This is a genomic window from Photobacterium sp. HL06 (assembly GCF_059552575.1).
In genome coordinates this window covers 480,115-501,991 of record NZ_CM183915.1, presented here as the reverse complement: position 1 = coordinate 501,991, position 21,877 = coordinate 480,115, and the positions used below count along the sequence as shown (strand labels likewise).

Sequence of the window (21,877 nt, the reverse complement as noted above, 5' to 3'; positions counted from 1 at the left end):
GTGCAAGAGGAAACCAATTGTTGGTAGAACATTAAAGCTCTGCTTCTATTTCCTCTTGCAGCTTTTCAAGTTCATCCAGTATTCGGATGAACTTCATGCCAAACGGCGTGACTTTGTATTCGACCCTGGGCGGGATCTCGTTGTAGGCAATACGTTCGACGATGCCAAATTCTGTATTCTTCTTGAGGCAGTCATTAAGCACTTTAGTGCTCAAGCCCTCCACACTGCGTACCATTTCCCCTGGACGGTTAATGCCATTAGCAAGTAGCTGATACACTGTGAGTGACCATTTGCAGCCATAAATTGTCTCTACCATCCGTGCAGATTTTGCAGGGGACTGCTTTCGAGAAATTTTTTTTTCATTTGTATTCATAAAGATGTACCAAAAAGTTCCTACCTGACCAATTTGTGCCTACTTTTCAGCAAGCTACAAGCAGACATAAGATTAAACCATCTAATCAGTATGAAGTGAAATAAACAACGGAGAAACAAGCGATGGATTTTAATCAAACAGGCGTTGCTTTAATTGTTGGCGGTTCGAGTGGAATGGGCTTGGAGACAGCCAAATTGTTGGTAAAAAATGGTGTTGAGGTTGTGATTGTAGGTAATAACGAAGCTAAATTACAGAGAGCGCTTACAGAACTTGAAGCAATAGGGCAGGCTTCAGTGATTCAGGCAAATCTCTATCAGGCAGAAAGTGTGCGAAAGCTTATTGATTACATCAATAAACCGGAGACCCAAATTGGGTATTTGGTTAATGCGGCTGGATATTTTAGCCCTAAGCCATTTATCGAACACACCGAAGATGATTACGAGACCTATATGGGCTTGAGCAAGGCAACGTTCATTATCTCACAGGCGGTTGCAACGAACATGTCGCGCCATGGCGGCGGCAATATTGTCAACATCGGTTCGATGTGGGCACAGCAAGCGATTAAGGCTACACCATCGTCGGCTTATTCTATGGCGAAGGCCGGTTTGCATGCCTTAACTCAGCATATGGCAATGGAGTTGGCTGATGTTGGCATTCGGGTTAATGCAGTATCTCCGGCTGTGGTTAAAACACCTATCTATGAAGCGTTTATTGACCCTTCTGAAGTCGATGAGGTGTTGGAAGGCTTTAACGATTTTCATCCTATTGGTCGAGTAGGTAAAGCCGATGAGATTGCACAAACCATTGCCTTTTTACTTTCTGAACAAGCGCAGTGGGTGACAGGCGCCATCTGGGATGTTGATGGTGGTGTGATGGCGGGTAGGAACTAGGGGGCTAGCCATGCTTAATCTAGATTTCAGTGAATAGAACTTTTTCTATGCATTGCGGCGTACCCGCCCTGGTGGCTGCTCAAAATGATGTTTGAACGCTTTGCTAAAGGCAGCTTCAGACGAATACCCAGCGTTTTCAGCAATATCAATCATGGGCATGTCACTGGTTTCCAGTTGCGCCTTGGCTTTTTGCATGCGCCAGTTGGTTAGGTATGTTTTGGGAGGCATGCCGACCATCCTGGAGAACTTTTCCGTAAATGCTGTTCTCGATAGGGCAACTGTTTCACCGAGACGTTCAACGGTCCAGTAGGCTTTGGCTTCTGAATGGATCAGATTCAGTGCCGAGCCTATTTGATGATCCGCCAGTGCCGCAATGTATCCCATATTACTCGGTGCGCTTTTCATATAAGCCCGCATAAGCTGGATGAACAGAACCTCGGTCAGACGGTCAACCATTACGGTTGAGCCAGGCGAGGGCTGGCGGGATTCCGTCGCAAGCACTGTCACTAGGGATCTTAACCAATTTAAATCTGGTGTTTCAGATGCCCTGATATGAATAAAGCAGGGCAGATCTTTCACAAAGGGATGATCCATAGAAGAGTCATAACAAAAAGAACCACACAATAAGGTGCTGGTGATTTGTTCTCTCTCTTCTTTGGGCTGAAATGGATTGGTGCCATTGAGGATGTTCTCAACAACATTTGAACCAGGCAGCTTTGGGCTACTAGGCGTATCACTTATCCAATGGGCACCACCAGTGGGAAAGGCAACAATATCTCCTGTCGCTAAATGTATTGGCTCCTCAGCCTTTACGAGCTTTAACCAGCACGTCCCTTCAACCACGACATGAAAGATCCCCTGCCGACTCTCTTCAACCTCCATTCCCCAGGGAGCGCTAAAGTCTGTACAAAAGTAGGTGTTGGCAGTGAGACGAATAGCTTTTAAGACATCAGCTAATGCATCCATATTGGCCGAATTATCCATTTCATCTCCTGCTGGCTTGGCTACTGGTCAAAATGACAATTTATACAAACATTACAGCATATTTTGTTCGAAGAAGATCGGGATAATCATATTCATCGAATTAAAGAGGAATGGAAACTTCAACATGACTAAGCCAAATAGCATCAAAGCCCTTTCACTATATCACTTCCAGAGCTGCCCATTCTGTGCAGTCACTAGAGAGGTGATTAAACAGACTAGGCTTAACATCGAGCATCGTGACATTCGATTGCAGCCACAGCATCGCTCGGCTTTGATCAGCGGTGGTGGGAAACCTCAGGTGCCTTGTCTTCGCATTGAAAAAGAGAATGGCCAACATGTATGGCTTTATGAATCGGCGGATATCATTCATTTTCTCCGCAGTTATGACGCACAATTGGAAAAACTCGCTTAACCAACTTAATTAGCAGGAGCGCCATCATGAAAACACGACACGTTGACGTTGCCATTATTGGTTCAGGTACATCAGGGATGGGGGCTTACCGGGCCGCTCGAGAGCATACCGACAACTTGGTACTTATCGAAGGCGGTGAGTATGGTACTACCTGTGCAAGGGTAGGTTGTATGCCGAGTAAATTACTGATTGCTGCTGCAGAAGTGGCACACCATGCTCGACATACCCAGCCTTTTGGGGTCACGGTTGAACAGGTGCATGTAGATGGAAAAGCTGTCATGGGCCGGATACAAAGCGAGCGCGATCGTTTTGTAGGATTTGTCCAAGAAGCTGTCGAGGAATTCGAGCCAGGGCATAAAATAAGAGGCTATGCGAGGTTTAAAGATGATCATACCCTGATCATTGATGATCACACAGAAATTACGGCAGAACGGATAGTGATCGCGACAGGATCAAGCCCTGTTTATCCCCCAATATTTGCCGAGGCGGGTGATCGGTTACTGACTAATGACAATATATTTGAATTAGATGACTTGCCTGAATCTGTTGCCGTTTTTGGACCGGGTGTGATTGGATTGGAGCTCGGGCAGGCCTTAAGCCGACTGGGGGCTAAGGTCAAAGTATTTGGCCGGGGCAGTGCCGTAGCTACCCTCCGGGATCCTGAGATCAAGGCTTACGCTGAACAAACCTTCAATGAAGAGTTTTACTTAGATGCCGATGCGCACGTGAGCGCTATTCGCAAAGCCGGTGATGGGGTTGAAGTGACGTATCAAGACAGGTCCGGGCAGGATGTCACAGAGGTCTTTTCCTATCTGTTGGCTGCTACTGGGCGTAAACCTAATGTGGATAAGCTGGATTTAGACAATACGACAGTACAATTGGATGAGCGGGGCGTTCCTATCTTTGACCATTACACGATGCAGTCAACGCCTGACCATATCTTTATTGCCGGAGACGTTAATAACGAACTCACACTCTTGCATGAAGCTGCGGACGAGGGGCGCATAGCGGGAAGCAATGCAGGCCGCTATCCCGATGTGCGTGCGGGGTTACGTAGAGCTCCTCTCGGGGTAGTTTTCACCGACCCACAGATTGCCAATATCGGCCTGAGTCAGCCTGAATTGGAAACACGCTACGCTGGCTGCTATACCGTTGGTGAAGTGAGTTTTGAAGGGCAGGGGCGCAGCCGGGTGATGGGCAAGAACAAGGGGATACTGAAAGTCTATGCTGAACATGGTTCGGGGCTATTTCTTGGTGCCGAAATGTTTGGCCCGGCGGCAGAGCATATCGGCCACTTACTTGCATGGGCAATTCAGCAGCACCTGACCATTAGCAAGATGCTTGAGATGCCGTTTTATCATCCGGTTATCGAGGAAGGGTTGCGTACTGCTCTTAGGGATCTCAATGCGAAACTGCATCTTGGTCCGGAAATGGTTAAAGGTTGTCTTGATTGTGGTCCGGGAGCATAACAGTGAGTTAACTTTCTAAACGATAAGTTATGTCCGTAGGGCAGCGTTTATTTCGCTGCCTTAATTCGATAGTCTGAGTTGTAAGCGGGTGTTCCTACCGACCTAGCAATTGAGAGTGATTGAAGGTAAAAGGCAGCAGATCATCGACATCACCGTTCCTGATCTGTAGGTCGGTAATATCTATCTCTTAGAAACTATCAAAGTCAACAACAGGTGTTTGTTGAACCGGTGTCGTCTGTGGATCATGCGTGACTCTGTTTGGTCGTGCACTGGTCGAGACGGGTGAGGTTTTGGTGTCTTCTCTTATCTTGAAATATTCCATCAACTGCTGCAACTGAACTGCCTGGCTGCTCATCTCTTCCGCCGTGGCAGCCAGTTCTTCTGAGGATGAGGCGTTCTGCTGGGTCACTTCGTCCATCTGACTGACTGCAGTGTTGATTTGCGATACACCGAGTGCTTGTTCGTTGGAAGCGACAGCGATTTCCTGCACTAGGTTAGCTGTGCGTGCTATGCCGGGTATGATTTCGTCTAGAAGGTTGCCCGCGTTTTCGGCAACGGCGACGCTGTTGGAGGCCTGTTCGCCTATTTCTTGGGAGGCCTTCTGGCTCTTTTCGGCTAACTTCCTGACCTCAGCGGCGACTACGGCAAACCCTTTGCCATGGTCGCCGGCCCGCGCAGCTTCGATAGCCGCGTTCAATGCCAGTAGGTTGGTTTGATAGGCAATATCTTCGATGATGGCTATCTTATCGGCGATGTTGCGCATTGCTGCTACTGTGTTAGTCACGGCTTCTCCGCCCTGTTGACCTTGTTGGGCGGCCTTGGTGGCTATATCATCGGTGACATTTGCGTTCTCTGCATTCTGATTGATCGATGCGGATATCTGCTCAATCGAAGCGCTGGTTTCTTCGACACTGGCGGCCTGCTCGACAGAGGATTGACTGAGACTCTGAGAGGTGGCGCTTACCTCTACGGTGGCGCTGGCCAACGCAGTAGCGCCGGAGCGAACCTGAGTTACGGTCTTGGATAACTTTCGGCTCATATGGGACATGGCCTCTAACAGTTCGCCGACTTCGTCCTTCCGGTTACTGTGTATAGTGGCAGTGAGATCACCGTCCCCAAGTTTTTTGAGGTGGTTAATGGCTGTACGTATGGTAGACACTATTTGCTGTGCGGTGGTAAAAGCGAAAAGTAGAATCAGTACCAGTAGGGCGGTCATGGCCAGCAGTACCTTGGTGATCACTTCAGCTAGGTTCATCTCCGCCTTGACGTCGGCGAGGTAAAGACCACTGCCGATCACCCAGCCCCAAGGTTGGTAGTACTTGATATAAGACATCTTGGGTTCGTTGATGCCATCTCGCTCCCAGGTATAATCGACGAAGCCCTCGCCGTTGGACAGGGCGATTCGGACCATCTCGATGAAGAAGGCCTTGCCGTTGGGATCCTTTAGCTGAGAGAGGTCTTTTCCGTTCAAGGAGGGTTTCAGCGGGTGGGTGATCATGATGTGCTGGTCGTCATTGATCCAGAAATACTCGTTGCCTTTGTAACGCAGAGCATTGATCTTATTGATCACCGCCTGTTGTGCCTCTTTCTCAGTGACACTGCCGGAGGTTACGCGGGTTACTTGGAACTCGATTTCCTGCTGAACCGTGGTCACCAGGGTGGTCAGCTCGATACGTTTCTGTTCCCAGATTTTGGCTTCGAAGAGGGGAACCAGATAGAACAGTATACCAGCGCTTATCAGGGTGATAGTGACTAGAAAGATACTCATGATTTTAGTAAAGATTTTCCAGTCTCTGAACTTTTTAAACACCATATCCTTGATTCCTTGTGCTGGTAAGAGATAGAGGGTTTTCATGTCGCAAAACTAGTGATCGTTATCAGCTGTTATAATGGCAGGTTCGGTCATAAAATATCCCTATATTATCGTCTATAGATGATGGGATATTATTGGGGCAACAAGGTAAACAGATATTATTATTCATTAAGCTTCCGTTTCCATTTTTATTTCATGAGATCCTGCGGTCTTAATGGTCTTAATTTCGTATATATAAATCAGTTTTTATTTGTTTTAATTTTTGTATTAAGCCCATTTCTAAGTAGAGAAGCATCCCTTGCTACCACTAATAAATGCTTAAAATATATACTACCTTTAAAGTCTATATTTACTCTATTTAGTTTATCTACCCCCATTTGAGGGGGAATCTTAAATATGTGAATGAAAGCATTTACACGGGCATGATATAACGAATACTGAGTAAGTTCTCAACATTATTGGTTGAATGATCAAAAAATGAGTGTAAAATGCATGTTCATATGAAAGCGCTTTCTGGTAATTCCTTGAGTATGATTGTGAATGCAAATTCTATCAGTGTTATCCATCAATGAGTGGGTATAAAACTTGTAAATTAATTGTAAAATTAGAGTGCAGAATGAATAATGTAGAAACACTGATGGCATCAAGCTCCGAGGTATTGTTTGTTTTTTTGCAAAACAGACTTGAAGTTCAATATCGTATTTTTTGTCACTTTAAGAAGGAAATATCCCCCCAGCATGTGCGGCTTGAAGCTATCAGTTACGATATAATAAAAGAGTTTTCTAACAGCTTTGGTGGCTTCTGGAAAGCCAGTCACCAGTTATAGGTGTAGCGCTATGAATATTAGTAGATTCAATGAGTTAGTTATCAAACTATATGATTCACTTTTAGACAGAGATGGCTTTCAGTCATTTATAGCGTCACTCATCAAAGTTTGTCAGTTCCGTTCAGCAACTGTTGTAATCACTAATCAGTCAACAGGTTTCGTCAAGGCTGTATGGACACAGGACCTGGATGTCAAATGGACACAGGTATACGAAGAAAAGTTTAAAGATCAGGATCCTCTTCTAAAAAAGGTTAAGTCTTCCCCTGTCGGAAAATTTGTCTATATAACCGAGGAATTTTTTCGACAGGAAACCTTCATAAAAAGTGATTTCTATCAAAAATGGCTGAAGCCACAAAACATTGCTTATGCCGGTGGCGTAACCTTGTTACGGGAAGGCGATTGGGTAACCCAACTTTTTGTGCAGCGAACCCAATTTGACGGCCCTTTTAATGAACAAGACCTTGAACTAATCAATAAGCTAATACCTCACTTACAACGCGCGATTCAGATCTTTCAGCGCCTGTATAAGTATGACCAGAATAGCCTGTTAGGTGGATGTTTATCTGATAATGTTCAAATTCCGGTACTGCTCCTCGATGTTTACGGTAAGGTACGCCACCAAAATCGCAAAGCAGACGTTTTTTTTAGCCAGCAGGCTCTGTTAAGGCAAACAAATAAGCGCTTGTCATGTATTGACAGTCAGAAGACAAGACATCTTAAATCTGTTATTCATACCGCCATTACACATAAAAATATTTCCCAGCAAACCGTCGAAACTTTTCACCTGAATGATGAGTTGGATCATTCAATCTCTCTCATGATCACCCCGCTACACAATCAACAAACAGACTGGCCTGTGGGGACGGCAGTCTATATTTTTGATACGCGAGAAAGGCCAAATGTTTCCCGTAGAGCACTTAAATCACTCTTTCAGCTAACCGATGGTGAGAGTCGCGTTTGTCAGAAGTTAGTAACAGGCAAATCACCTGCTGAAATAGCACTATCTCTCAACTATTCACGAGAAACTGTCCGTAGCTACATAAAACAGGTCATGAATAAAACCGGTACATCGAGACAAAATGATCTAGTTGCTCTAATACTTTCCAGCCCAGCTTTTTTTATCTAGCAAGAGAGCTAACACTGGTATATACGTACAGGTTCACATGCTTGTAATTTCCCCCTCAGATGAGGGTAGATAATAAAAATAGAGCCAATACACTTTGAAGATGTTCACAGTGGTATACACCTTACTATTTATTATTGATGGAAAAGGGAATTACATATGCTTATTAGGAACAAGCTGGTTTGTGGTGTTGGGTTTTATTTAGTTTTACTTGTTGGTTTTGGGGCTTACTTTATCTCACAAGTAGAGATACTCGGTGAGCAGACAGTTAAAATGTATAACCATCCGCTCACCGTTACTCGTGCCATAATTTCTGCTGATGTTGATATTGTTAAAATGCACCGCAGCATGAAAGATGTGGCTCTGGCTAAAGATGCAGTGGCGGTAAGAACTGCCGTCGGCAGGGTCACAGAATATGAAAGTGATGTTTATCAGCAACTGGATATAGTGAAAGAAAGGATTCTGGGCAAAGAAGGTGAAACGTTGATTGCCGAAACCACAAGTATTTTCCGTCAGTGGAAGCCTATCCGGGATGAAGTCATTCAGTTGATGCAAGCTGGTGACCGAAATGCTGCCGCGGAAATAACCAAAGGCAAAGGAGCACAACATGTTGCTTTGTTAAACATCCAAATAGAAAAATTAGAGAATTACGCCTCTGTTAAGGCTTTGGGTTTCCTTAATAACGCGCAATCAATACGTAGTACAGCTCAAAACCTCACGATTAGTTTAGTCATTGCGACGATCATTATTGCTTTAGGTATCTCCTTTTGGGTTATACGATCCATTACTCGTCCATTAAATATGATTCAACAAACGATTGAAAATATTGAAAAGAATTCAGATTTGGTTGAGAGGATTGAAGTTAATAGTAAAGACGAACTGGGAGTTATCGCTCTAAGCTTTAATATGATGCAGGATAAGTTCCAAACTACCATTCAACAAGTTACAGGTGCTATGCATCAACAGGCTACAGCCACCGATCAAATGGCTTGTATTTCAGAACAAGCAAGATCGGACATTGTTCAACAGAGTACTGAAACGGAACAAGTCGCGACTGCGACTAATGAAATGTTAGCCACGGTGCAAGAAGTTGCGAGAAATGCTGTTCAAGCTGCTGAAGCTGCACGGAATGCGGATACTGAAGCTATCAATGGTGCCAATGAGGTCAAAGAGGCGATCAATGCGATTACGACTTTGTCAGAAGATGTGGAAAAGATTGGACAGATAATTAGCGAAGTTCAAGCCGAAAGTGAGAATATTGGTACGGTGCTGAGTGTGATTGAAGGGATCGCTGATCAAACCAATCTATTGGCGCTTAACGCTGCGATTGAAGCTGCTCGAGCAGGGGAACAAGGCCGAGGGTTTGCTGTTGTGGCTGACGAGGTCAGGCTGCTCGCTCAGCGAACACAACAGTCTACAACTGAGATCCAAGACACTATCAATCGATTGCAATCAGGAACTCTGCAAGCGGTAGGAACCATTGAGGAAAACTCCAGTCGGGCGCAAGCTAGTGTAGAACAAGCCGCCAAGGCCATTAGCTCTCTAGATGCAATAACTCAGGCTATTGGAACTATCACTGAGATGAATACTCAGATAGCCAGCGCATCGGAGCAACAAAGTATGGTGGCGACTGAGATAAATGGAAGTATTGTTTGTATCAGCGAGGTAGCAGAGCAAACCTCCAAGGGGGCTGAACAAGCAACAGAAGCCAGCAAACAATTGAAATCGTTATCGATACAGCTACAAGTCCTTGTAAGTCAGTTCAAAGTATAACTCTCTAAAATATGGCTTGCAGGCATGTTGGTTATTCTGTCTGCTGATGTAATCAAGCTAAGTTATATTATAACTTAACTTGATTACATCGAACCTCAACTAGCTTAAGAAGACGCTGAGATATCGGTTAAGCAGTCAGCTCAAAATCCATTTTTTTGCTCTCTCGGCCATTCAGGATGATAGAAAGCTGGTGGGTGCCAGTATAGAACTTCCGTGTTGTTATTGGTTTAAAGCTCTGCTTTCTATTTATTTCGTAGACTCGGTTAGGTTCAATTTCTCGTTCACTGATCTTAAAGACTTTTCGCGAGAGCTCTCCATTACTTTTTTTATAGTAAAGCCCATACTCAAGTCTTAACATTTTAGATGTTTTACCCTTGTTTGAGAGGGAAAAGGCAAACTCCAACTGATTGCCAATACTTACATCTGGCGTAACAAACCTGAAATCAGACAATTCAATGTCGGTACTGTCAAAACCAAATAATTGAAGGACTTCTGGTTTTCCCTGTTTCAACAGTGTCCTGCAGGCATGCTTGATGAGCGCATCGGTTTCTTTACTGTCACCACGCCATTTTGTTGCAAGCTCTATGACGAAATCCGGGTTGTCTTTAGATATATCATTCAGGTTATTGGCTGCACTCCGTCTGACTATTTCACAGCGGTCTTTTTTGAGGTTATTCAAGATAGGCAGGATAGGAGCAGGATCCCTTTTCAGGTTCGGCAGTGCCATTGCCCAGGGGAGTCGTGGCCTTGAACCTTCACTGGCAAGACGCCTAACCATGTTATTGTTGTGGGTTGACCACAGTAACATCTGCTCAAGCATTCTATCTTCATACTTTAAAATGTACGGCCTGACGGCAAATTCGCAACTGGTGAACTGGGTGATGAATTCAAACGCTGAGATAGACGTTTTATAGTCATCAATCCCATACATGGAGATATATTCCGGGAAAAACATAAACTCAATGCTTTCCTCCTTAATACCAGCAAGACGTAAGTTATCAATCAGCTGCTTTATTGTTTCCGTGGCTTCGCCAAAATCATCAGAGAGGAAGTGATGAAGCACTTTTGCAGTATGCGTCATTCTCTCCTTTAGCTCGTACCCAGCAAATTCATCGCTAAAAATCAGGTTACTAAAAACCTTTTTATCAAACGAAGGGATAGTGAGGGCTAAGATTTCAGAAAATTTTGCATAAAACGATTCTGAATATATGTCTTTAAATAAATTGCTCATAACGTCCTGTGTTCATATTGCGTTAAAACAAGTGGAGCCAGTTTCCCCCTCTTTTTTCAAACAATTGGAAATTGAGTTTAAAGAGGGTGGGATAGATTGGGGTATCGACTAATCAGGGTTTCGATAACTCAAAAATGCGGTGACATTCAGGGCTATCAAGAAGCTGCACCAGAAGACGATCCATTCCGCCGCCAGGCCCCTCTGCCGGTTCCTGCAATGGGTGTTGCCGGTATAACTGGCCATATGCCATATCTGTAAACTGATCCAGAGGGTCTACTTCTAGCTCTGCCTTGGCCTTCATGCGTTGTAAATGGGCACCTGAAAATTTTAGTCGGTTGGGCTCAAGCCAGCCTTCTTTCATAAAACCAGAGGCTTTGCGTTCACAGCGACACGGGTTGGAAGGATTGACCAGCCCGCATTTATCGCGCATGAAGTTATGTAGATCTCGGCGTGCACGAGATAGTTTCTGTCTGAAATTACCTGGCGTAATGTTCAGTATGTCTGCGCCAACCGGTGCGGGAGCTTCAAAGATATCTGCCAATATGTAAACCATCCGCTGATCTCGGTTGAGGCAGAGCAGCATACCCAGCATACAGCCTAGTTTTGCCTCTTCAACAATCAAAGCGCGGTCAGGTTCGAGCTCCGGTGATAGTTGCAAATCTTGGTCTGTAATGGCGTCTAAATCTGCGCCATAGGCATCGAACCCGGAAAAGACGCTTTCTATAGGGCCTCGCTTGCTATCGAGAAAACAATTGGTAACGATTCGGTAAGCCCAGGTCCGAAACGAGGATCGCCCTTCAAATTGCGCAATGCGAGTGATAATTCGCAATAACGCTTCTTGAGTAATGTCTTGAGCATTCTGGGGGTTGAGTACCATACGTACCGCAAGGTTATATACCCACCCTTGGTGACGTCGGATCAAAATTTCTAATGCCTGCTTGTCTCCTGTCGCAGCTGAAGCTGCAAGGGCGGCATCCTCCTGGTCGTGGTGGATCTCGGCAGTAAAAGGGTTATGCATCATTTCAGCAATCCGTTCTGATCATAAACAGTGAAATATTCAAACAATTTCACTTTGTCCGTATTCTGGAAAAAGGCTTCGTGTTCTTGCATGGCCATCACTTTCGCAGCTGTTTCTTCGGCCTCTTGCTGTGATGTCCAGGCGATAAAATCAATGTAGCCCTCGCTCATCTTTACTGAGGATAACGCCATACCGCCATAGAAGCTTGAACTATTCTGTAATTCACGATAAACGCCCTGGCGGGTTCTCTTCTGTGTCTCAATGTCTTTTACTGAATAGGCTGCCAATTCAATGGCTGCGCCTGGTTCCAGAAATTTATCCAATTCAGCTACTGATGCTGCAGATAGGAAATGCCCGAAAACCTTTAATTCACTAAAGCTATCCATAAAGGGTTTGAACATTGGTTTGGTGTGGACGCTCTGGGCAGCCGCTTCTGCCAATTCTAACTTTTCCCAGAAATTGATGTCAGCAAATAACTGCGGATCCGTTAGGGATCGGAGGTGAACACCGCTGATAAATCCGGGCATAGCCTTAACTTCCCGCATTACGTTTTTCAACAGTGCGGGGTATGTTTCCGGCTCCTTTACCCTATAGATTGCCACTTCTACAACCTGTGAGACTTGTGGTGTTGTTGCGATTGCAGTTTCTGTGGCGATCAAAGACATACACGCCATGCTGATAGTTTTTTTCATTGCTTTAACCTCTGCGTTATTTCTACCATTGCCTGCAAAATGCAGACATCACAGAGTTAGACGCAGCAGAATAGGGACTGTTACAGTTTATCGCTTATTTTTCCATATACGGGTAAAAAAGATGGAACACCGCCTGTTACTTACCAATCTTTGGTAGATGACCAGATCTCTGAGTGGCAAAAAAGTTTACTGATTAAGTCCTTAACAACGCCGATGTGCACTCTTAAATCAATATACCCAAAAGGCAGTCGTGCCTTTGTAGCGTATGGACAAGTGATTTTCAGATAGCACAAATTATCAAATTGTAATTTAGATATGTTGTTAGGATGCGTAAAAATACAACAATTAATACGTGAATATTAAAAGGAGTTACAGATGACGACACTCGTAGTTGGAGCAAGTGGCGCAACTGGACGGTTATTAGTCAGGCAGCTGCTCAATCGAGGGCAGAAGGTCAAGATCATTGTGCGCTCTCCCGACAAGCTACCAGAGCTTTTTAATAATAACGATAACGTATCCGTGATCCACGCAAGTGTTTTAGAGCTGAGCGATGCCGAAATGCTTCATCATGTTAAAGGATGTAAAGCGGTGGTTTCGTGTCTGGGGCACGAAATGAGTATAAGGGGTATTTACGGCCATCCACGCAAACTAGTAACCGCCGCCACTCAGCGACTGTGCAACGCTATCAAGGGAAACGAGCCAATGGATCCCGTTAAATTTGTACTAATGAATACTACAGGTAACAGCAACCGCGATCTTTCCGAGCGGATTTCGTTTGGTCAGAAGTGTGTTATCTGGCTTCTTCGCCTATTGTTGCCTCCGCATGTGGACAACGAGAAGGCTGCGGATTATCTGCGCATAGAAGTTGGTCAAAACGATGGGATGGTTGAGTGGGTTGCGGTTCGTCCCGACAGTTTGACTGATGAAGGTGAGATAACCGAGCATGAGGTACATCCTTCACCAATTAGAAGTGCAATATTTGATGCGGGTAAAACCAGTCGAATTAATGTAGGTTGTTTTATGGCGGATCTAATTACAGACCATGACACATGGTGCAAGTGGAAGGGAAAAATGCCAGTGATCTACAACAAGACGTATTCGTAATTATGTGGGGAAGTTTGTTTACCAATACAATCAATGTATTACATTGCACTCAGTGCTCGTAGTTTGACGTTAAATTCAGGGGGGTGTACATCGTGTTGCACACCTTATGCAGATGTGATGCGCTAGCCGGAATGTCTGTAACTAATCATTAGGGAAAAGATTTTGAAGACATATACTATTCACAAGGAAATTCAAATTAATGCATCAGCTGAACGAGTATTCACGGCTTTAACAAGTAGCGAAGAAATACCTCTATTTTTTCCTTTAAAATCTGTTGAAAGCCAATGGATGATTGGTAGTAGTGTTCTCTACAAAGGAGAGGTTAACGGCATGCCTTTTACTGATTTTGGGGTAATTGAAACTCTAGAGTCACCAAGTACTTACTCATATCGTTATTGGAGTAACAACCATGGTACTGAGCGTACAGAAGAGAATTATATTACTATCAGCTACCTTCTAGAAAATCAGGTTGATGGTACGTTACTCAAAGTCAGCCAAAGTAATATCAAATCCACCGATCTATATGAACTTATGAATAACCAGGTTTGGGACTTCCTGCTTGACTCTTTAAAGCAGTATGTTGAAACACGCATGTAATCACATTGAGTTGATACGTTACACTCGATTGCTATAAAAGTGGTTTACGATTATTTATTCGGATTGATCGGAATGACATACTTAGACTTTAAGCTCTCAAGATCAAAGTCTTCAATTCCATCTGATTTTTCAATTCCTTCGAAGTATTCATAATCGTTACCAACACCTCGACTGAAAGCTGAATTCGGTAACCAATAACCATAGATATAATCCATGGTTTTACCAACGGTGTCGACATCGACGGTGTTTACATCAAATATAGCGACCCATTGCTCCGGAAGGGTATGGACGACCATCCCTTTGGGAGTGTGGGTAGTGGCCGTTACGGGGACACCAGCGATATAACTTAGCGTATCTTCGGTAAAGTTTCCCGAATGACTGATGGTGAGCCCATAGCAAGTATCGGGTATCCGGTTTTCTATCTCACCTTTTCGTTTGAGCAAGTTCACCCAAGGCGTTACCAATAGTTCACAGTAACTTTCGCTGGATAGAAATGGTGAAGGCATACTGGTTTCGAATCCAATAATGGTTAATGCCGGCCGCTTGATGATGACTGGTTCTCGTTGGAGATTATGAGCAAGGTGCTGATATAGCTCTTTGGTTAACAAGGGTTTATCGTTGAGTTGGATTACGGACTGCTGTTGTCTAAACTGCTTGGGTGTGAGCTTGAAGTGAGATTTAAACGAACGAGTGAATGCTTCATGAGAATTGAACCCTACGCTAAAGGCAATATCAATGATCCCTAATTCAGAGTTCAGCAAAAGCTTCGCTGCATGGCTTAGCCTTCGGCCTCGAATATAGCCGCCTAATGTATCTCCCACGAGGCTTTTGAAAAGTCTTTGAAAATGCCAAGGTGAAATATTGAACGATCCCGCAAGGCTAATTATATTTGCTTCATCGGCAAGGTTTTCTTCTATTTGATTAACTAAACTTTGAATGAATTGAAGATCCTTTTCCATCTTTTGCTGTTACCTTGGTTTCCTTTACTTATTGCATAAAATACCACAGCAAGAAGTAAAATTATCGCTCAATAATAACTGCAACCACTGTTTAGTGGCTTTCGTTAGCTGTCTTTTGTATTTCACTTTTTAGCCAGTTGTGAAGGCGTTCAAACCGCTTCGTTTCAGCAAAGCTTGCGGAACAGACTAACCAATAGCCAGATTTCATGTTAACCGACGGGCCGACTTTTGTGAGAAAGCCGGCTTTTAGGTCGCTCTCGATGAGTAAGGTTCTACCTAAGGCTATACCCATTCCGCTGATAGCTGCTTGGAGCATTAAATCAGCTCGGTCAAACTGGTGTTTTGGTTCAAAAGCATCTGCACTCAACCCAATCGAGGAGAAATAGTGACTCCAACTAAAGTCAGTATTATCTTTTTCTCCGCGCCGATCTGACAATAAAGCCGTTCCGGGTTGGGCCAGAAGTTTATCGCTATCATAAGGGATCTCTAGGCCGGGATTATCTGCAAGGAATGCAGCACTTGCAACTGGCTGAAGCTGGCAATGGGCAAGGTGGATAGAATACAAACCAGGGTAGGGGCCTGCTCCGAATCGAATTGCGGCATCGGCATCGCCATTATGGAAATCAACAAAATCGTCTTTTACTTCAAGGGAAATCGTCAACCCTTCTTCGTCCGCCTGAGTTAGGGTAGATACCGCCCATTTCATTGCCAGTGAGGATGGGAGAGAAAGTCGGATCAGATTGGATGAGCGGCTTCGTTCGAGTTTTTCCAAGGCTGGCTGCCAGGTTGACATGGACTGTATAGCAGCATGACACAAAATCTCCCCTGCTTCGGTAAGCCGAAAACGCCTTGTTGTTCGCTCAAAAAGAGTCAGACCAAGCGCTTCTTCCAATGATCGAATTCTGTGGCTTATTGCTGACTGCTGTACATTCAGTCGTTCGGCTGCTTTTGTGAAGCTCTTCTCCTCGCCGATAGCTGCAAGCAAAGGAGATGCTTGAGCTAATCTGATAATAGTTTCTTCCTGGCTCATATTCATGAGTAAGTAAGCCTTCTAGCTAAAACAATGGTTCTCAGAAATAGATGTTAACATGATGTCTATGCTTTGATTTCACGTAATGAGTGCCAATAGGTAAGGTGTATAAATTGAGTCGCTTAAAATGCCTATGCGGCAATGCAAGCGCCAAAAAGAAAGCGCTTGCATTCAAGTGTCAGTATGATAAGAATAAGCATTCACGCTATTGGTAGCATTTGGTTTTGGCAGTAAAAAAGCCTTTCGGCATTCGATGCTTTTAATCGTTTGGGTATTTAAGAAAAACTAACGTCCCATTGACTAAGGATAGGTCATGAATGTTACGCCACTGGATCACGCTCAATTAAAGGTATTTTCTTCTGTCTTATTAACCGTTCTTCTTGTGGCTTGTGATAGCGGAAGTTCGGACTCTACACCTGTTGATAAGCCCTCTACAAATGGAACTACGCAGGTGCCATTGAATGGTATCACCCGTGCTTTTTTCCGAGATAATGACGGCACGTCTGGGAAACTGGCAGGCTCAGTTGTCGTTGAAGCTACCGAAGTCAATAGTACCGACATCACCAAAGCAGAGTCTGTGTGGGTTTATTGGGCGGATGGGCAAGGCAATAAGTTGGGAGATGCCTGGTTGAAGACGGATTCCGATGCGGTCTATAAGATTGGAATCCCAGAAGGTACGAACATCCCTGAAAATGCCAGCGCGTTGTTGCTTTACCCAAGCAATAACTTTGGTCAAACTACACAAGGAACTCTCATTCCCTTTCATGACTTTACCGGAAATGCAGAGCTATCCGGCCCCGGAGGCAATGAAAACCAATCCTGGTATTACGGTATTGATCGTCCCAAGATATCTGTTCAACGCACGGATCACCAAAGCGGCTTATGTATCTTTGATAATGGTTTAGTTAGTGTTACGGATATGAACAATACGCGGGACGAAGCTTCGGAAGATACCTCTGGGAAAATACGACCAAACAAGGTAAATGAAAGTGCTTTCCCCCCTTATGAATTTCTTTGTGACACCAATCCTGTAAACACTTTCCGTAAGGTTTCTTATGATTACGGAGATTTCGGTGTATGGACTTACTCCACGCTCAATGACGCCATGTTCTATGGAACCGTCGTGTATGACACTTTTCTCAAACATCTGGGTGAGCCGCCGCTCGAAGATAAAATCCGATTACGTGTTCATTACGGTGACCAAGATCAAACAAGCGTTTACTGGGATGGTGCTTACGCCAACTTTAGTGACGGCTATTTAAATTATTATTCAATGGCATCGCTGGATGCCGTTGCCCACGAAATAGGCCACGGAGTACTCAATCGTATCTCCGATTTAAACATCTACGATCACGAAATCAGTACCGATGCTCAGACCCTTCACGAAGCCTTTGGTGATCTGGCGGGGGTTATGGCCAAGTACGAGTTCACTGGCCATACGAATAATTGGATACATGGGCAAGAATCTGAGGGTTTAACTCGCCAGCTCGATCAAATCAAAACAGAAACAGGTGCCATTGATAGTATTCTTGATTATGACGATGCAGGTGATAACTACTATCAAAGGATTGGGATGATCACCTATCCGTTTTATTTATTGTCAAACAAATGGGGCATTGAACCGACGTACAAGGTGTATGTAAATTCAGCCAGAACGTGTTGGGCCGCAATGACTACTCTCACAGAAGCTGCTGAATGCATTAAACAGCAAGCCGGTATTGCCGGACTATCAGAAGCAGATGTAATCGAAGCCTTCAAAACTGTTAAAATAAAACTGTTTGAAGACGGTGTACTTAGCCATTTTAATGCCAAAAAATATAAATTGCGGACTGAATTCACCGATGACAGTCGCAGTACAAGCCAAGTAACACAATGGCTATGGGATTTCGGAGATGGTCAGACTTCATCCGAAGCCAACCCCGAGCATACATTTGCTGAAGCCGGTGATTATCAAGTGAAGTTAACCGTAACCGATCAATCGAATGATCAAGACCACTTCACTCGTACTATTTCAGTGACAGATCAATATTGCCCTATTGGAACTAGCTCTAACGTTAACAACCATATCACCAGTGTTGTGATCAGTGGTACGGATATTAACTTTGACCAAGCGAAGTGGGACTATACTCAGACACCAATCAATCTGGCTGACCCAGCTAATGCAGTTATCGATATTCTAGGAGATACGGCATCCACAGAGCGCTCAACGTCATGGCTTATTTGGATTGATCTCAATGATGATGGTGTTTTCGGCGATACAAATGAGGAACTTGTTGTGGATACTTTCGTCGCCAAAGGTCAGCCTTATCAACTCAATACTGCACTGGATTTATCTGCTTTACCGAATGACGGCAAACCTAAATACATGAGAGTGGTAGGCAAATACGCAGTGTGGATGCCTTGCTTTTCTGGTGTAGGAGAATCGCTTGATCTAAGAGTGACTTGGTAAGCTGGACAGAATACAAGCTAGGTAGGGGCAATTTCGAATCAATACGACGCTTCAGTATAGCCGTTATGAAAACCTACAAAATTGCCTTTAATTTCAAGTCGCAGCTGTAGTTGGCACTTTATGCGGTCATTCTGTCTATGAGTTAAAGGGGTTTTATGTTTATTGGTGAGGTTTCAAAGAAAACGGGATTGACCATAAAAGCAATCAGACTTTATGAAGAAAAGGGGCTTATTCGTACACCAATGCGTCAAGGACGGTACCGTGTGTATACAGATACTGATGTTGAAATTCTGAGTTTAATTTCAGAAGCTAAAAAGCTCGGTGTCACATTAGCAAGACTTAAAGACGTGATTGTGTATCATAACGGAGAAATTGACTGGCTGCGTATCAAGACGTTTCTGATAGAAGTAAAGCGTGAGCTTGAAGCTGAGATGGCGACAATTTCCAGTAATGTGCGAAAAGTAGAGAAATGTATCGATTCCATCAATTCTTGTCCAGAAACTCTTGACTCTCCCCTTAAGGGGAGAGAATAAAATCTTTATCGTTGTTACCTAAACGAGAAAGAGATGATGAAAAATATTTTACTGTTAAACGGCAACCCCAAAGAAGTTAGCTTTTGCAAACAGTTTAGTGATATTTATGAAGTTGAAGCACGTGAGAAGACCAATGTTCGCCGTTTCAATCTCTCAGATATGGACTTCAACCCAAGCTTGGAGAGCGGTTATGATGATATCCAGGAGCTTGAACAATGTTTATCAGACTTCCAGGATGCAATTTTGTGGGCAGATCATATTGTCATTGTTTCACCTATTTGGTGGGGCGGGTTGCCCAGTAAGCTGAAAGGATTAATTGATCGGACATTCCTACCTGGTTTTGCATTTAAGTTTGAAGGCAATAACCCAGATCCCGTGCAGCTTTTAAAGGGAAAAACGTCAAGGATCATTTTAATGATGGATGCCCCTGCTGATTTTGCAATTGAGCAGGCGCAACCCGTGTTGGAACAGTTGGACCGGTTTACACTTCAATTTAGTGGAGTGAGTAAGTCAGAATGTAACTTGTTTGGCTCTGTGATTTTAGCTGATCAAACTCAAAGAAATATCTGGCTTCAAGTAGCAAAAGACCTCGGAGCTGATTGTAAGTAATTTATAACACCGCATACTTATGGTTTTCCACAAAAAATTTTAATACTTTAATAAGGGGGAACAATTTCCTCCTTGTTTATTGGATTCGTGTTTAATTTTATTGTCTACTTAACTACAAACGGGCCATGTGCCTTGGTGTATTCTAAAAAAGCACGAGAGAGCATTTTCTTTGTTAAACAATGTCTCCCAGATTAATAATTATTCCTTTGGCTTACGGTAAATGTTCGGCTGCCAAATTTGCATTAATATTTCTGGATTCTCTACGGGTTTAAAGCCAAATTGTTCATACAAACCATGTGCATCACGTGTAGCTAAGACCATACGCCTTAAGCCTTGTAAATCTGGATGCTGAGTAATGACTGAAACTAACCACTTGCTCAAGCCTAAACCTCGCTCAGACTCGATGATGAATACGTCAGCTAAATAGGCAAAAGTGGCTCTATCCGTGATAAGGCGTGCAAAACCAACTTGCTCACCGTTCTCTTTGTAAACAGCGAAACAAAGCGAGTTTGCGATTGCTTTTTTGAGAACACTTTTGGGGATGTCATTTGCCCAATAGCTATTCGATATAAACGAATAAATCACATCGAAATCAAGTTCAGCTTGATCTGTACTTATCCTATATCCCTGCATTATTTCTCTCCATAGGTATGACGGCTGTCATAAGTGACCAATAAATTACAGATGTTGGTTAAATCATTGAAAAGCATGCTGCATCATACGTTCGATTGATGATATTGTTAACAAGGTTTTTCTCAGCGCATGTTGCGATTATAATGCGTTGCTTTCTCAAACACACTAACATTTAGTTTGTATTTTCACACCTTTTTCTGGATGTTCCTGTATTTGCCGTAAGAAGTATTGTTCTAAACTGGCGTATTCTTTATGGCAATGTCAGCGTTTCTTATGGATTTGTTCATAACCTTAAAAACTTCAGAATGGTACCGGATACATTTTAAAAATATTATCGATGCTAGACAGTGCTTCTCGGCTTAACGGTTTAGAGAAAGCGTTGATATTTTCTTTTAATTGCTCCATTGAAGTGGCTCCTATTATGGTTGAACTCACGCCATCAACTTGATTACACCATGCGAGTGCCAGCTGGCTAGGTGTATAGCCATAAGTGTTCGCGATTTCCATGTAAGCTTCTACCGCTCTATTAGCTAGAGGAGTATCACGGTAAATACCGTTGCGCTGCATGAAGGTCCAACGACTACCCGCCGGGCGTTTTTCATTCAAATATTTGCCGCTTAGCATTCCTCCAGCTAACGGTGACCAAGGTAGGAAAGCGACCTTTTCGTGGATACAGTTTTCTATCAAATAAGGCCAGTCTTTAGCATGAAGCAGGCTGAACTCATTTTGGACCGATACTATGCGCGGCAAATCGTGTTTTTCACTGAGTTTTAAGTAAGTATTGATACCCCATGGAGTATCATCCGACAAGCCATAATGACGTATTTTACCAGCCTTAATACACTTGGCTAAACCATGAAGAATATTGAGCATTTGCGTTTCTTCTTGCATGGCGTCAAATTCGCTGAACTTGAATTTATTCGGGAAATGTTTACCAAAATGGGGAGAGGTGCGATTTGGCCAATGCAGCTGATACAAATCAATATAATCAGTTTGCAGACGCTTTAATGAAGCGTCGACGGCTGCAACGACTGCATCACCAGTGATAGGACCGCCGTTACGAACCCATGGCAAACCGGAGCCAGCGATTTTGGTCGCAATGATTAGTTCTTTACGGCGATACGGGTTATCGGCGAGCCAATTACCAATAATGGTTTCTGTTTTTCCGTATGTATCGGGTGAGGGAGGGATCGCATACATTTCGGCAGTATCAATGAAGTTGACGCCTTGACTGAGGGCGTATTCAATCTGTTGATTTGCTTCCTGCTGAGTGTTTTGTAAGCCCCAGGTCATGCTGCCCAAACAGATTCGTGACACAGAAATGTCACTGCTTCCCAGTTTAGAAAAATCCATATACGT

Annotated in this window: 21 protein-coding genes; 11 read left to right on the top strand and 10 right to left on the bottom strand. The window is 43.8% G+C overall.

The annotated features are described in order from the left end of the window. Nucleotides 1-31 precede the first annotated feature (31 nt). Entirely contained in the window at nt 32-373 is a 342-nt protein-coding gene (locus AC51G0_RS20770; protein WP_496303554.1) for a winged helix-turn-helix transcriptional regulator, read from the bottom strand. Between the two features lie 122 nt (nt 374-495). Here AC51G0_RS20770 and AC51G0_RS20765 point away from each other — a divergent pair, with 122 nt between their 5' ends. Then, nucleotides 496-1,263 carry an SDR family NAD(P)-dependent oxidoreductase gene (locus AC51G0_RS20765; protein WP_496303553.1) on the top strand — a complete coding sequence of 256 codons (768 nt, stop codon included), beginning with the start codon at nt 496-498 and terminating at the stop codon, nt 1,261-1,263. 45 nt (nt 1,264-1,308) lie between these two features. On the opposite strand, the gene AC51G0_RS20760 is transcribed toward AC51G0_RS20765, so the two are convergent. Beyond that, nucleotides 1,309-2,247 (bottom strand): AraC family transcriptional regulator, encoded by a 939-nt coding sequence (locus tag AC51G0_RS20760; RefSeq protein WP_496303552.1) that lies wholly within the window; start codon nt 2,245-2,247, stop codon nt 1,309-1,311. Nucleotides 2,248-2,371: 124 nt separating this feature from the next. On the opposite strand from AC51G0_RS20760, the gene AC51G0_RS20755 reads away from it, so the two are divergent. Together AC51G0_RS20755 and AC51G0_RS20750 are read left to right on the top strand one after the other, a co-directional pair. Then, a complete protein-coding gene (locus tag AC51G0_RS20755) occupies nt 2,372-2,659 on the top strand; it encodes a glutaredoxin family protein (RefSeq protein WP_496303551.1) in 288 nt (95 codons plus the stop codon). Nucleotides 2,660-2,685: 26 nt separating this feature from the next. Then, on the top strand, nt 2,686-4,128 hold the full coding sequence (locus AC51G0_RS20750; RefSeq protein ID WP_496303550.1) for a dihydrolipoyl dehydrogenase: 1,443 nt from the start codon (nt 2,686-2,688) through the stop codon (nt 4,126-4,128). A 187-nt stretch (nt 4,129-4,315) separates the two neighbouring features. Here AC51G0_RS20750 and AC51G0_RS20745 read toward each other — a convergent pair whose 3' ends face one another. Beyond that, a complete protein-coding gene (locus tag AC51G0_RS20745; RefSeq protein ID WP_496304162.1) occupies nt 4,316-5,896 on the bottom strand; it encodes a methyl-accepting chemotaxis protein in 1,581 nt (526 codons plus the stop codon). Between the two features lie 661 nt (nt 5,897-6,557). Here AC51G0_RS20745 and AC51G0_RS20740 point away from each other — a divergent pair. From AC51G0_RS20740 to AC51G0_RS20730, 3 genes are all read left to right on the top strand, one after another. After that, a complete protein-coding gene (locus AC51G0_RS20740) occupies nt 6,558-6,767 on the top strand; it encodes a hypothetical protein (RefSeq protein ID WP_496303549.1) in 210 nt (69 codons plus the stop codon). A 10-nt stretch (nt 6,768-6,777) separates the two neighbouring features. Then, nucleotides 6,778-7,893, top strand: coding sequence for a helix-turn-helix transcriptional regulator (locus AC51G0_RS20735; protein ID WP_496303548.1), 1,116 nt, complete (start codon nt 6,778-6,780; stop codon nt 7,891-7,893). Between the two features lie 156 nt (nt 7,894-8,049). Beyond that, nucleotides 8,050-9,663: a methyl-accepting chemotaxis protein gene (locus tag AC51G0_RS20730; RefSeq protein WP_496303547.1), complete on the top strand. Its 1,614-nt coding sequence runs from the start codon at nt 8,050-8,052 to the stop codon at nt 9,661-9,663. A 127-nt stretch (nt 9,664-9,790) separates the two neighbouring features. Here AC51G0_RS20730 and AC51G0_RS20725 read toward each other — a convergent pair whose 3' ends face one another. The 3 genes from AC51G0_RS20725 to AC51G0_RS20715 form a co-directional block, all read right to left on the bottom strand. Continuing rightward, nucleotides 9,791-10,894, bottom strand: a complete 1,104-nt coding sequence (locus AC51G0_RS20725; protein WP_496303546.1) for a DNA alkylation repair protein — start codon at nt 10,892-10,894, stop codon at nt 9,791-9,793. A gap of 112 nt (nt 10,895-11,006) precedes the next feature. Further along, nucleotides 11,007-11,915 (bottom strand): RNA polymerase sigma factor, encoded by a 909-nt coding sequence (locus tag AC51G0_RS20720; RefSeq protein WP_496303545.1) that lies wholly within the window; start codon nt 11,913-11,915, stop codon nt 11,007-11,009. Then, the gene (locus AC51G0_RS20715; protein WP_496303544.1) at nt 11,912-12,604 is read right to left on the bottom strand and encodes an antibiotic biosynthesis monooxygenase family protein; all 693 of its coding nucleotides are present in this window, start codon (nt 12,602-12,604) and stop codon (nt 11,912-11,914) included. Before AC51G0_RS20715 ends, AC51G0_RS20720 begins: the two co-directional genes overlap by 4 nt. A 375-nt stretch (nt 12,605-12,979) precedes the next feature. Here AC51G0_RS20715 and AC51G0_RS20710 point away from each other — a divergent pair, with 375 nt between their 5' ends. Next, the gene (locus AC51G0_RS20710; RefSeq protein ID WP_496303543.1) at nt 12,980-13,708 is read left to right on the top strand and encodes an NAD(P)-dependent oxidoreductase; all 729 of its coding nucleotides are present in this window, start codon (nt 12,980-12,982) and stop codon (nt 13,706-13,708) included. Nucleotides 13,709-13,870: 162 nt separating this feature from the next. Then, complete coding sequence (locus AC51G0_RS20705; RefSeq protein ID WP_496303542.1) at nt 13,871-14,305, top strand: SRPBCC domain-containing protein; 435 nt, start codon at nt 13,871-13,873, stop codon at nt 14,303-14,305. Between the two features lie 50 nt (nt 14,306-14,355). Here AC51G0_RS20705 and AC51G0_RS20700 read toward each other — a convergent pair whose 3' ends face one another. Next, nucleotides 14,356-15,264, bottom strand: coding sequence for an AraC family transcriptional regulator (locus AC51G0_RS20700; protein WP_496303541.1), 909 nt, complete (start codon nt 15,262-15,264; stop codon nt 14,356-14,358). Nucleotides 15,265-15,355: 91 nt separating this feature from the next. Further along, entirely contained in the window at nt 15,356-16,300 is a 945-nt protein-coding gene (locus tag AC51G0_RS20695) for a LysR family transcriptional regulator (protein WP_496303540.1), read from the bottom strand. Between the two features lie 307 nt (nt 16,301-16,607). Between AC51G0_RS20695 and AC51G0_RS20690 the strand changes: the two genes are divergently transcribed. The 3 genes from AC51G0_RS20690 (at nt 16,608) to AC51G0_RS20680 (ending at nt 19,885) form a co-directional block, all read left to right on the top strand. After that, entirely contained in the window at nt 16,608-18,743 is a 2,136-nt protein-coding gene (locus tag AC51G0_RS20690; protein WP_496303539.1) for a PKD domain-containing protein, read from the top strand. A 155-nt stretch (nt 18,744-18,898) separates the two neighbouring features. After that, nucleotides 18,899-19,276: a MerR family transcriptional regulator gene (locus AC51G0_RS20685; protein ID WP_496303538.1), complete on the top strand. Its 378-nt coding sequence runs from the start codon at nt 18,899-18,901 to the stop codon at nt 19,274-19,276. Nucleotides 19,277-19,309: 33 nt separating this feature from the next. After that, nucleotides 19,310-19,885: an NAD(P)H-dependent oxidoreductase gene (locus tag AC51G0_RS20680; RefSeq protein ID WP_496303537.1), complete on the top strand. Its 576-nt coding sequence runs from the start codon at nt 19,310-19,312 to the stop codon at nt 19,883-19,885. Nucleotides 19,886-20,083: 198 nt separating this feature from the next. Here AC51G0_RS20680 and AC51G0_RS20675 read toward each other — a convergent pair whose 3' ends face one another. Continuing rightward, on the bottom strand, nt 20,084-20,518 hold the full coding sequence (locus AC51G0_RS20675) for a GNAT family N-acetyltransferase (protein WP_496303536.1): 435 nt from the start codon (nt 20,516-20,518) through the stop codon (nt 20,084-20,086). A 300-nt stretch (nt 20,519-20,818) separates the two neighbouring features. Next, entirely contained in the window at nt 20,819-21,871 is a 1,053-nt protein-coding gene (locus tag AC51G0_RS20670) for an aldo/keto reductase (RefSeq protein ID WP_496303535.1), read from the bottom strand. Nucleotides 21,872-21,877 lie beyond the last annotated feature (6 nt).

Bases quoted from the DNA above. Each gene is read 5' to 3' on its own strand.
- AC51G0_RS20680 (WP_496303537.1), top strand. From the start codon at position 19,310: ATGATGAAAAATATTTTACTGTTAAACGGCAACCCCAAAGAAGTTAGC.
- AC51G0_RS20765 (WP_496303553.1), top strand. From the start codon at position 496: ATGGATTTTAATCAAACAGGCGTTGCTTTAATTGTTGGCGGTTCGAGT.
- AC51G0_RS20755 (WP_496303551.1), top strand. From the start codon at position 2,372: ATGACTAAGCCAAATAGCATCAAAGCCCTTTCACTATATCACTTCCAG.
- AC51G0_RS20675 (WP_496303536.1), bottom strand. From the start codon at position 20,518: ATGCAGGGATATAGGATAAGTACAGATCAAGCTGAACTTGATTTCGAT.
- AC51G0_RS20745 (WP_496304162.1), bottom strand. From the start codon at position 5,896: ATGAGTATCTTTCTAGTCACTATCACCCTGATAAGCGCTGGTATACTG.
- AC51G0_RS20725 (WP_496303546.1), bottom strand. From the start codon at position 10,894: ATGAGCAATTTATTTAAAGACATATATTCAGAATCGTTTTATGCAAAA.
- AC51G0_RS20730 (WP_496303547.1), top strand. From the start codon at position 8,050: ATGCTTATTAGGAACAAGCTGGTTTGTGGTGTTGGGTTTTATTTAGTT.
- AC51G0_RS20685 (WP_496303538.1), top strand. From the start codon at position 18,899: ATGTTTATTGGTGAGGTTTCAAAGAAAACGGGATTGACCATAAAAGCA.
- AC51G0_RS20720 (WP_496303545.1), bottom strand. From the start codon at position 11,915: ATGATGCATAACCCTTTTACTGCCGAGATCCACCACGACCAGGAGGAT.
- AC51G0_RS20695 (WP_496303540.1), bottom strand. From the start codon at position 16,300: ATGAATATGAGCCAGGAAGAAACTATTATCAGATTAGCTCAAGCATCT.
- AC51G0_RS20700 (WP_496303541.1), bottom strand. From the start codon at position 15,264: ATGGAAAAGGATCTTCAATTCATTCAAAGTTTAGTTAATCAAATAGAA.
- AC51G0_RS20690 (WP_496303539.1), top strand. From the start codon at position 16,608: ATGAATGTTACGCCACTGGATCACGCTCAATTAAAGGTATTTTCTTCT.
- AC51G0_RS20735 (WP_496303548.1), top strand. From the start codon at position 6,778: ATGAATATTAGTAGATTCAATGAGTTAGTTATCAAACTATATGATTCA.
- AC51G0_RS20740 (WP_496303549.1), top strand. From the start codon at position 6,558: ATGAATAATGTAGAAACACTGATGGCATCAAGCTCCGAGGTATTGTTT.
- AC51G0_RS20750 (WP_496303550.1), top strand. From the start codon at position 2,686: ATGAAAACACGACACGTTGACGTTGCCATTATTGGTTCAGGTACATCA.
- AC51G0_RS20710 (WP_496303543.1), top strand. From the start codon at position 12,980: ATGACGACACTCGTAGTTGGAGCAAGTGGCGCAACTGGACGGTTATTA.
- AC51G0_RS20670 (WP_496303535.1), bottom strand. From the start codon at position 21,871: ATGGATTTTTCTAAACTGGGAAGCAGTGACATTTCTGTGTCACGAATC.
- AC51G0_RS20770 (WP_496303554.1), bottom strand. From the start codon at position 373: ATGAATACAAATGAAAAAAAAATTTCTCGAAAGCAGTCCCCTGCAAAA.
- AC51G0_RS20715 (WP_496303544.1), bottom strand. From the start codon at position 12,604: ATGAAAAAAACTATCAGCATGGCGTGTATGTCTTTGATCGCCACAGAA.
- AC51G0_RS20760 (WP_496303552.1), bottom strand. From the start codon at position 2,247: ATGGATAATTCGGCCAATATGGATGCATTAGCTGATGTCTTAAAAGCT.